Below are 9,421 nucleotides of genomic sequence, written 5' to 3' on the forward strand. Positions count from 1 at the left end.
CCGATCCGCGCTCAGGCGCGGATCGCGGGCACAGTTCATCACGTCGTCGTAGCGGGTGATGATCCAGCCCTGCACCACGTCCGACCAGTGCACCGGATCCTGGGTTCTCAGTTCCCGATAGAACGGGACCGGATCAGCGAGGTTCTCGGGGCTGAAGGGGTTGAGGTTAGGCCGCTGGGCAGCGCTGACCATTGATTCCTCTCCTCGCTCTCTGTGTCGCGGGCTGTTCAGCCTCGAAGGGGGAGGGGGATGCTAGACGTGGCCCACCAGGGTGTCGAGAACGGATTCCGGACGACCCACCGTGATGGGTGGTCCCCAGACTGTGTGGCCTGATCGAGTCAATCCCGGAGTGCGGGACCTGTTGCCTCTCTTCCACGGAAAGCGATGCAAGGTGGAATTTCGTGTTCTGTTCCAAGGAAACATTTGTAATTCGACTGTAGGGTGGTTCAAGCTATTTCCACCTTGGTCGTTGCGAGTGGCGGCAGGAGACGAACCATGTCGATGCGGGCTTTTCAGGTGGGGGCCTGGTGGGTGATGTGCCTGGCTGGGCTGATGCCGGCCTTCGGCGCTGGGGTGCACGGGGCGCAGTGGGCCTCGGGTGGGCAGGACCTGAACAACACCCGCCACCAGTCCGCGGAGTCCCGTCTGGGTACGGCGAACGTGCCGGGTCTGAAGACCCATTGGGCCTTCTCGGCCGCGGGTGACATCTCGGCCACGCCCGCGGTGATGTCCGGTGCGGTCTACTTCCCGGACTTCGGCGGCCGGCTGTGGAAGCTGGATGCCGGCACGGGACAGGTGCTCTGGTCGCGCTCCATCTCCGAGTACACGGGCATCCCGGGCTCCGCCTCGCGCGTGACGCCGGCGGTGTCCGGAGACCGACTCGTCATCGGTGCGCTGCAGGGCGGCCTGCTGATGGCCATCGACAAGAATACCGGCGACCTGCTGTGGAAGACGCAGTTGGATCCCCACCCCGCGGCCCTCATCACCCAGTCGCCCGTCATCTTCGGCGGGCGCGTCTTCGTGGGCATGTCTTCGGGCGAGGAGTACTTCGCCACCGACCCCAACTATCCCTGCTGCACCTTCCGCGGGAGCATGGTGTCCGTGGACCTCGAGAGCGGCCAGGTGCTGTGGCAGTCGCACGTGGTGCCCGAGGGCTACAGCGGCGGCGCCATCTGGGGCAGCACCCCCGTGGTGGATCCCCGCCGCAACAGCATCTACTTCACTACCGGCAACAACTACGAGGTCCCCGACTCGGTGACGGAGTGCGTGTACAACACGCCCCCCGAGCAGGCCGAGAGCTGCCTGGCCCCGGACAACTACATCGACGCGTTCGTGGCCATGGACTTGAACACCGGGGCCATCAAGTGGGCGCGGCGGCTGCAGGGCTTCGATGCGTGGACCTATATCTGCAACTACGTGCCCGCCGGGGTGACCTGGTGCCCGTCTCCCATGGGCCCCGACTATGACTTCGGCCAGGGTCCCATGCTCTTCACGGTGAAGATCAACGGCCGCCAGAGGGACCTGCTCGGGGCCGGGCAGAAGAGCGGCATCTTCTGGGCGCTGGATCCGGACAACGGCAACCTCGTCTGGAACACGCTGGTGGGGCCGGGCGGAGCGCTGGGCGGCATCATGTGGGGCTCGGCGACCGACGGGGAGCGCATCTACGTGGCCAACTCCAACCGGGAGAACAAGCCCCATACGCTCGTGTCGGGCCAGCAGATCTCCGGCGGCTCCTGGAGCGCGTTGGAGCCGGCAACCGGGCAGATCCTCTGGCAGACGGCGGATCCGCTGGGCGGCGCGGCGATGGGCGCGGTGACGGTGGCCAATGGCGTCGTCTACGCCGGCTCGATGGATCCCCAGGGCCACATGTACGCCATGGACGCGCGCACGGGCACCATCCTGTGGAGCTTCGCGGCCGGGGGCTCCATCAACTCCGGTGCCGCCGTGGTGAACGGCACCGTCTACTGGGGCTCGGGTTACTCGCGCGGTGGCATGGGCACGGCGAGCAACAAGTTCTACGCCTTCTCCGTGGAGCGGTAGCCGCCCCGCGGGAGCCTACCCCGCGGCGGCCAGGGGCTTCGCGAGCGCGTCCCTGCGGTGCACCCGGACGTGGAAGTTGGTGATGCGCAGGGTGGGGCCCGGGATGGCTCGCACCTGGGGCCCCGGCATGAGCTCGAAGCGCAGGCGTTGGGCCATGACGGCCAGCACCAGGTGGCCCTCCTGCATGGAGAAGTGATTGCCGATGCAGATCTTCGGGCCCGCGCCAAAAGGAATGAAGCTGCTGCGGCTGCGCTGTTTCTCGTTCTCCTGGCTGAAGCGCTCGGGAAGGAACTTCTCGGGCTGCTCGAAGAGGGCCTCGCTGCGGTGCAGGACGTAGTTGGACATCAGGACGAGGTCTCCCTTGCGCATGGGATAGCCGTCGATGACCACGTCCCGCACGGGCATGCGCGCGGTGAGATAGCTGCTGGGGTAGAGGCGCATCGACTCCTTGAGGATCTGCAGGGTGTAGGGTAGCCGCGCCAGGTCCTCGTACGTGGGGAGCCGGCCCTGCAGGACCTCGTCGACCTCCCGCTGCATGGCCGCGTAGACGTCGGGATGCTGGAGCAGCAGGTGCCACGTCCAATCGAGCGCGAGCGCCACGTTCTCCTGGCCCGCGAGGAAGAGGGTGATGGCCTGGTGCCGCAGCTGCTCATCCGTCAGGCCCTGGCCATTCTCATCGCGGTAGGCGAGCAGCAGGGAGAGGATGTCCTTGTCGGGCTTCTCCGCCTTGCGGCGCTCGTCGATCATCGCCTGGATGCTGTTCTGGATGGTCGTCAGGGCGCGGCGCGTGCGCACGTTGCGAGGCGTGGGCCAGGACAGGGGCACCGTCACCACGTTGCTCGTGAGGTAGTCGACGTAGTCGATTCCCGTCTTGATGGCGTCCGCCAGATCACGCGCATCGCTCTGGAGGTCGGTGCCGAAGAGCACCCGGCCGATGATGCGCATCGTCAGATCCGTCATCATCTGGGGGATGCTGATGACCTCGCCCTCGGCCAGATTGTCCGAGGCGCTGGCGGTGTAATCCGCCATGATGGGCGCGTACGTGGCGATGGAGCGGGGCGTCATGCTGGGCGCCATCATCTTGCGCTGCTGGCGGTGCGGCTCCCCATCGAGGTTGAGCAGGCTGTAGCGGCCCAGCAGCGGCTCGAGCTGCTTGATGAAGCCTCCGGCGAAGTCCTCCGCGTGGGTGACCAGAATGGCCTGGATCATCTGGGGTGAATTCGCCATCACGACGCGGGCGGGTCCCAGATGGAACAGGGCGATCTCGGGACACTCCTGTCGCAGGCGCATGAAGAAGTTCAGCCGATCATTCCTGAAGGGGAGGATGCTGCCGAGCAGCGGCAACTCGCGAATACGCGGCAGGGGCCTTGTCGAGGAGTTCGTCATTTCTTGCCGGGGGAGGTGGTAGGGGTGACAGCAACTCACCAGTTTTTCATCTCCTCCCGGCTTCTCTCAAGATGGCAGAGGCTCATTCCGTCACGCCCCTGGCGCGCCCGGTACGCTGCTGAAATAATGCTACAGCACCCGCGGAACGACTCAGGCGCGGAGGTAGTTGAGCGCCAGGTCGAAGATGAGCATCTCCAGCCGCTCCCGGTCCTCCTCGCTCACGTCCGAGAAGGTGAAGGAGACGCGGCGGGGGCCCTGCTCGGAGGCGGAGAGCGCGACGATGCGCGCGCGGCCCACCACCGGCTCGTCCTCGGGCCCCGGCAGCCACAGCACGAAGCCGCAGGGCTCGCCCCCGAGCAGCTCTCCCTCCAACAGGCAGGAGAAGCCACCGGAGGAGACGTCCAGCGTGCGGCAGCGCACCGGGCCGGCGCGGAAGCTGAGATCCAGGTTCATCCCCTTGGGGACCCGGAAGTTGCGCCGGGCGATCGCTCCCGGCTGCGGGCTCTGCCCCTGGGCCGCCAGCAGCGTGCGGGCCAGCTTCTCGCGCGCCTCCAGGTACTCCGCGTGCTCCTCACTCGTATGCAGTTTCCGGCGGGCCCGCTCGTGCAGCTCCCGGAAGCTCGTCAGCCAGACCGAGAAGTCCATGGAGGGCCATTCTAGCTCGATTTCCAACTTCAGGCCTGGAGCCGCCCGGTTTTTGGTTGATAGGATAGTCAACCAACCCTGATGGAGCGCCATGTGTCCTCGCCAGGCAGCGCAGCTCGAGCAGCTCAAGGGGGAGAGGCGGCGGGCGGTGTTGCGCGCGGCCCGGGAGGTGTTCGCGCGCAAGGGGTACGCGGCGGCGAAGATCGTCGACATCGCGGCCGCGGCGGGGATCAGCCACGGGCTGGTGCACCACTACTTTCCGGGCAAGGAGGCGCTCTTCGCCGCGGTGATCCAGGAGACGGTGGAGGCGTGGGAGACGCTCGTCGCGGAGGTGCGGCAGCAGCCGGGGACGCCCTGGGAGCGGCTCGTCCACCTGTGCTCGCGGATGATGCGGGGCTTGTACGACGAGCCCGAGCACCTGCTGGTCATCGTGCATGCGTACACCGAGGACGCCGCGCTCGCGGTGCGCGACGGGCTGAACCGCTACCAGCGGCAGATCGACGAGCCGCTCGTGGCGCTCATCGAGGAGGCGCAGCGCGACGGCGCGGTGACGCCCGGCCCTCCCGAGGAGCTCGCGCGCGCGTGGATGGCGATGGTCAAGGGCCTGGCCATCGGCAGGGTCATGAATCCGGCCAGCGCGCTGCCGCCCCTGGAGCTCGTGTTGCGAATCTTGAAGGCGTCGTACCCCCATTCCGAGACAACCCCCCTGGAGCCGAGCAATGAAGATCGTGGTCGATTGGGATCGCTGTGAAGCCAATGGACTCTGTGTGCGCGCGGCGCCGGATTTCTTCCGCGTGGACGAGAAGGACACCCTGCACGTGCTCTCCGAGCAGGTGACGCCCGAGCAGCGCGCCCGGGTGGAGAAGGCCGTGCGCGACTGCCCGCGCCACGCGCTCTCGCTGTCGGAGGACTGAGCCCCGCCTTCCGCTGTCAAACCCCCAGCAAGTACCCCCCAAGGAGCAGCCGATGTTGCATCCCGACAATCACAACCCGGCCCGGCCCGCCGTGGACTTCAATCCATACGGTCCCGGGCACGATGTGAACCCCTATCCCGTCTACGAGAAGCTGCGGGCCGAGTCGCCGATCGCCTGGTGGGCGCAGAACCGCGCCTGGCTGGTCAGCCGGTATGACGACATCATCGCCGTGCTCCGTGACACGAAGCGCTTCACCAGCGACCGCAACGAGTGGGAGCTCGCCGCGGTGGCGGGCACCGCCACGCAGATCCCCGAGCTGGCGGAGATGAACCGGCAGTCGCTGCTGTCGGTGGGCAATCAGGATCACGTCCGGCTGCGCAAGCTCATCAGCCCGGCGCTCACCCCGCGCGCCATCGAGCGGCTGCGCCCCGACATCCAGGCCATCGTCGATGAGATCCTCGACTCCGTGCGGGCCAAGGGCACGGTCAACGTGGTCACGGACATCGCGGACCACATTCCGGCCCGGGTCATCGGCTCCATGCTGAGCATGCCCAAGGGGCGCGAGGCGCTCTTCCAGCGCTTCACCGAGGCCGTGGTCAAGACCTTCATCCCCGCCCTCGTGCGTCCCGAGGATCTCCCCGGCCTGCGCGCGGACATCCGCGAGGGCATGGTCCTCATCCGGGAGACGATCGAGGACCGGCGCCGCAACCCGATGGAGAACGACATCCTCACCACCCTCATCCAGACCGAGGAGCAGGGGGACAAGCTCAACACGCAGGAGCTCCTCTCGCTGGTGTCCGGGCTCATCGTGGGCGGCTTCGAGACCACCATCCACCTGATCGGCTTCACGGTCTTCCACCTCCTGACGCAGCCCGGACTGCTCGCGCAGGTGAAGGCCGAGCCCGAGCTCCTCAAGGGCGTCATCGACGAGGTGCTGCGCTTCGACCACTTCGGGAAGATGGGCATCGCCCGCTACGCGCTCGAGGACGTGGAGCTCGGCGGGCAGCAGATCAAGAAGGGGCAGATGCTGCTGCTCATGCTCGGCAGCGGGCTGCGCGACGAGAGCGCGTTCGACAAGGCCGAGGTCTTCGACGTGCGGCGTACCACCAACGCGAGCATCGCGTTCGGCCACGGGGCCCACTACTGCATCGGCGCGAGCCTGGCCCGGCTCGAGGTGCAGATCGCCGTGGGCACCCTCATCCAGCGCTTCCCCGAGCTGAAGCTCACCCAGGCGCCCTCGTTCGGGCCGCACCCCGTCATCCGCCGCATGGAGACGCTCGAGCTCCGTCTGCGTCCGGAATGATGGAATCACGGATTCGTGGCTTCACCTGAATTCCGGGTTGGGGGTAGGGTTCGAGCCGTCGTCCCCCCCACGCGGAAGGAAGCCCCATGTCGTCACGAATCCGTCTGTTGTTGCCCGTGTTGTTCGCGATGGCCGCCGTGCCGCTCGATGCCGGCGCGGCGGTCTGCAATGCCACCACGAGCCGGGATCTGGCGTGGCGGTACGCTCCCGTCCACCACCAGGACGCCGATTCCACGAAGTACCGCTCGGACATGCTGTCGCGGGCCGACTTCGACGGCGACTGGATCATGAACGACAACTGGGAGGCGGCCGAGGCGATGACGGCCAATCCACTCCCCTACGTGTACTACAGCGTCACGAGCACCCCGACGCACTGGTACATCGTGTATGCCTTCTACCACCCTCAGGATTGGACCGACACGGCGTTCGACCAGGAGCACGAGAACGACCTGGAAGGCCTGCTCGTCACCGTCTACCGGGATGGCACTCAGTACGGGCAGTTGGAGGGCGCCGTCACCGTCGCCCATACCGACCACTTCAGCTACACGGCGGGCGGCACCCACTTCTCCGCCAACGCGGAGGGCATCGATGGCTCGCTCCTGGTCTCGAGCGGCCATCCCATGACGTACCAGGAGTCCAAGGGCCACGGGCTGTATGCCTATGGCGGCAGCCACGTGCAGGACGGCGATGGCATCTGGTATTACCCGTCCAAACCCTATCTCGGCTATGAGACGGCCACCGCTCCCGCGACGCCCTCCAGCGCCAATTCCCAGCCCACCGCCTATTACCAGCTCATTGATATCTTCGCGGCTGGTGGGCTGTGGGACCACCGCTTCGATTCCAATACCTTCGCCAACTTCGGCACCTTCCGCGGCGACACGGGAGGCGGGTGTGGCTCGGGGTCGAGCTGCTCCACCAACTCGGCGAACGCGCCCTGGGGTTGGGATGACAAGGATGATGGACCCGTCTTCCCCGGCGAGCTGACGTTCGACCCCGCCCACCTCGTCGGCCAATACTTCAAGACCACCACCGCCTTCTCCCGCGACTTCGACTGCAATCCCTACGCGGTGGAGATCACCCTCAACTCGCTCTACATCGCGTCCAACCAGGACCCGAGCGGGGACCTGTCCGATCCCTACTTCAATCTCTTCTTCAGCGATGGCAAGGGCTCGGACACCCACGACGGCTACGCGGATGGCATCGTCGATGGCGACAGCGGCGCCCAGGTGTCGTGGGTGTGGCAGAACCCTCCCATGAATACGTGGCATAGCCTGGCCGGGAGGATGCCGCGCAACCGCTTCTATACAATCAAGACCCAGGCCCCCACGTTCCGCGTCCGCGTCATGGATTGGGACTCGGACAGCGGGGACGAGTGGCTCATGTCCCCCGAGTCCTATTATTCCGTCACCGCCACGTCGGGCTCGTACACCTATGACTTCGGCCGGAGCCGGCTCTCCGTCACGCTGGTGAACGCTCCCGGACTCTGAGCGGGAGACGGGACGCGGCGGCTCCTTGAGCACCTCCGCACGGGACGGGTAGGGTCCTCGCCATGCCCATCGAATTCACCGTGCGCAAGGAGATCGCCGCGTCACCGGACCGGGTCTTCGCCGTCCTCAAGGACCTGGACTCCGCGAAGCAGTGGATGCCGAGCCTCGTGGGTATCGAGAAGCTCTCCCCGGGCCCGTTCGGGGTGGGAACCCAGTGGCGCGAGACGCGCCGCATGTTCGGCAGCAACGCCAGTGAGGTGTACGAGGTCACCCGTTTCGAGCCCGGCAGGTCGCTCGAGCTGTACGTGGATGGCACGCAGGGCAGCTCCAAACGCGGCCACTTCCGCTACCGCTATCTGCTCGAGCCCTCGGGCGGGAACGCCACCACCCTGTCGCTCACGGCGGAGATCGGCGGCATGGGCTTTCTCCTGGAGCTGCTCGGCCGCTTCATGGTGGGCGGCTTCAAGAAGAACCTCCTCTCCGACCTGGAGGCGATGGCGAAATACATCGAGGGCTCGAAGCGGACCTGAGCCGAGGCCCTTCCTCCGGCGAGCATCCGGGCAGGCGTCTACCGAGCCTCGAGAGGGGGGCGTGATGATGGCTCCGGTGAGCCCGCCTGCCGGGCAGGGGAGGGCGGAGCGGGTGGGGAGCGGATCCCCGGTCCTGAATCCGTTATAAGCCAGCCCGATATGTTCACCGGGCTCATCCAGGACATCGGCGTGGTGGAGCGGGTCATCCCCGGCGGGATGACGGACGTGTGGATTCGCACGGCCCTGGGCGCGAAGGACTTCGCGCTCGGTGAATCCATCGCCGTGGATGGCGCCTGCCTCACCGTGGTGGAGCGCGCCGGGGACTCGTTCCGCGTGCAGGCCGCTCCCGAGACGCTCCGGCGCACCACGTTGGGCGCCGTGGCCCCGGGCTCGCGCGTCAACCTCGAGCGGGCGCTCGCGCTGGGAGACCGGCTGGGCGGCCACCTCGTCAGCGGGCACGTGGACGCCGTCAGCGAGGTGCTCGAGACGCGGCCCGAGGGCGGCTCCTGGGTGATGGTCTTCCGGCTCCCCGGGGAGCTGGCCCCCTTCTTCATCGAGAAGGGCTCGGTGGCCATCGACGGCATCAGCCTCACCGTGAACTCGGTGGGCACGGACCGCTTCAGTGTTCAGCTCATCCCCGAGACCCAGGAGCGCACCACGCTGCGCGCCAAGGCCGTGGGCGAGCGGGTGAACCTGGAGGGGGACATGATTGGCAAGTACGTGGCGCGGCTGGTGTCGCTGCGCCAGGGCCCGGGTGGTGGGCTCTCCGAGGCGGTCATCAAGGCGGCCGGTTTCGGCGGTTGATCGTGAAGGAAACACGCATGGTGCGCGGTAACAGGCAGCACGAGACGAACAGCATCTCGCTGGTGGACAAGGCGCTCGCGGACATCCGCAAGGGGCGCATGGTCATCCTCACGGATGACGAGGACCGCGAGAACGAGGGCGACCTCGTCATGGCGGCGGAGAAGGTGACCCCCGAGGCCATCAACTTCATGGCCACCCACGGGCGCGGGCTCATCTGCCTGTCGCTCACCGAGCAGCGCCTGCGCCGGCTCAACCTGCCGCTGATGGTGCAGGACAACACCTCGTCCTTCCAGACGGCCTTCACCGTCTCCA

General features: G+C 67.0%; 10 protein-coding genes and 1 pseudogene. 8 read left to right on the forward strand and 3 right to left on the reverse strand.

Annotation, left to right across the window (positions count from 1 at the left end; genetic code table 11):
• Positions 1–192, reverse strand: a pseudogene (locus tag ACJ8AT_RS25930) (cytochrome P450); the annotation flags it as partial.
• Between the two features lie 303 nt (positions 193–495).
• Between ACJ8AT_RS25930 and ACJ8AT_RS25935 the strand changes: the two are divergent.
• Entirely contained in the window at positions 496–2,040 is a 1,545-nt protein-coding gene (locus tag ACJ8AT_RS25935) for a PQQ-binding-like beta-propeller repeat protein (protein ID WP_407740543.1), read from the forward strand.
• A 15-nt stretch (positions 2,041–2,055) separates the two neighbouring features.
• Here ACJ8AT_RS25935 and ACJ8AT_RS25940 read toward each other — a convergent pair whose 3' ends face one another.
• Positions 2,056–3,426, reverse strand: coding sequence for a cytochrome P450 (locus ACJ8AT_RS25940; RefSeq protein WP_407740544.1), 1,371 nt, complete (start codon positions 3,424–3,426; stop codon positions 2,056–2,058).
• A gap of 150 nt (positions 3,427–3,576) precedes the next feature.
• Positions 3,577–4,071, reverse strand: a complete 495-nt coding sequence (locus ACJ8AT_RS25945; RefSeq protein ID WP_407740545.1) for a PilZ domain-containing protein — start codon at positions 4,069–4,071, stop codon at positions 3,577–3,579.
• Positions 4,072–4,162: 91 nt separating this feature from the next.
• Here ACJ8AT_RS25945 and ACJ8AT_RS25950 point away from each other — a divergent pair, with 91 nt between their 5' ends.
• From ACJ8AT_RS25950 to ACJ8AT_RS25980, 7 genes are all read left to right on the forward strand, one after another.
• Entirely contained in the window at positions 4,163–4,822 is a 660-nt protein-coding gene (locus tag ACJ8AT_RS25950) for a TetR/AcrR family transcriptional regulator (RefSeq protein ID WP_407740546.1), read from the forward strand.
• Positions 4,791–4,985 carry a ferredoxin gene (locus ACJ8AT_RS25955; protein ID WP_407740547.1) on the forward strand — a complete coding sequence of 65 codons (195 nt, stop codon included), beginning with the start codon at positions 4,791–4,793 and terminating at the stop codon, positions 4,983–4,985. Before ACJ8AT_RS25950 ends, ACJ8AT_RS25955 begins: the two co-directional genes overlap by 32 nt.
• A gap of 52 nt (positions 4,986–5,037) precedes the next feature.
• Positions 5,038–6,288 carry a cytochrome P450 gene (locus ACJ8AT_RS25960; RefSeq protein WP_407740548.1) on the forward strand — a complete coding sequence of 417 codons (1,251 nt, stop codon included), beginning with the start codon at positions 5,038–5,040 and terminating at the stop codon, positions 6,286–6,288.
• Between the two features lie 86 nt (positions 6,289–6,374).
• Positions 6,375–7,775, forward strand: coding sequence for a hypothetical protein (locus ACJ8AT_RS25965; protein ID WP_407740549.1), 1,401 nt, complete (start codon positions 6,375–6,377; stop codon positions 7,773–7,775).
• Positions 7,776–7,837: 62 nt separating this feature from the next.
• Positions 7,838–8,305, forward strand: a complete 468-nt coding sequence (locus ACJ8AT_RS25970; RefSeq protein ID WP_407740550.1) for an SRPBCC family protein — start codon at positions 7,838–7,840, stop codon at positions 8,303–8,305.
• A 159-nt stretch (positions 8,306–8,464) separates the two neighbouring features.
• Positions 8,465–9,109: a riboflavin synthase gene (locus tag ACJ8AT_RS25975; RefSeq protein ID WP_407740551.1), complete on the forward strand. Its 645-nt coding sequence runs from the start codon at positions 8,465–8,467 to the stop codon at positions 9,107–9,109.
• Positions 9,110–9,126: 17 nt separating this feature from the next.
• Positions 9,127–9,421: 3,4-dihydroxy-2-butanone-4-phosphate synthase (locus tag ACJ8AT_RS25980; protein ID WP_407740552.1), on the forward strand; the 295-nt coding region annotated here is incomplete at its 3' end.

The organism is Hyalangium sp. (assembly GCF_045802625.1).
Classification (GTDB): domain Bacteria; phylum Myxococcota; class Myxococcia; order Myxococcales; family Myxococcaceae; genus Hyalangium.

Bases quoted from the DNA above. Each gene is read 5' to 3' on its own strand.
- ACJ8AT_RS25940 (WP_407740544.1), bottom strand. From the start codon at position 3,426: ATGACGAACTCCTCGACAAGGCCCCTGCCGCGTATTCGCGAGTTGCCG.
- ACJ8AT_RS25965 (WP_407740549.1), top strand. From the start codon at position 6,375: ATGTCGTCACGAATCCGTCTGTTGTTGCCCGTGTTGTTCGCGATGGCC.
- ACJ8AT_RS25945 (WP_407740545.1), bottom strand. From the start codon at position 4,071: ATGGACTTCTCGGTCTGGCTGACGAGCTTCCGGGAGCTGCACGAGCGG.
- ACJ8AT_RS25955 (WP_407740547.1), top strand. From the start codon at position 4,791: ATGAAGATCGTGGTCGATTGGGATCGCTGTGAAGCCAATGGACTCTGT.
- ACJ8AT_RS25935 (WP_407740543.1), top strand. From the start codon at position 496: ATGTCGATGCGGGCTTTTCAGGTGGGGGCCTGGTGGGTGATGTGCCTG.
- ACJ8AT_RS25960 (WP_407740548.1), top strand. From the start codon at position 5,038: ATGTTGCATCCCGACAATCACAACCCGGCCCGGCCCGCCGTGGACTTC.
- ACJ8AT_RS25975 (WP_407740551.1), top strand. From the start codon at position 8,465: ATGTTCACCGGGCTCATCCAGGACATCGGCGTGGTGGAGCGGGTCATC.
- ACJ8AT_RS25970 (WP_407740550.1), top strand. From the start codon at position 7,838: ATGCCCATCGAATTCACCGTGCGCAAGGAGATCGCCGCGTCACCGGAC.
- ACJ8AT_RS25950 (WP_407740546.1), top strand. From the start codon at position 4,163: ATGTGTCCTCGCCAGGCAGCGCAGCTCGAGCAGCTCAAGGGGGAGAGG.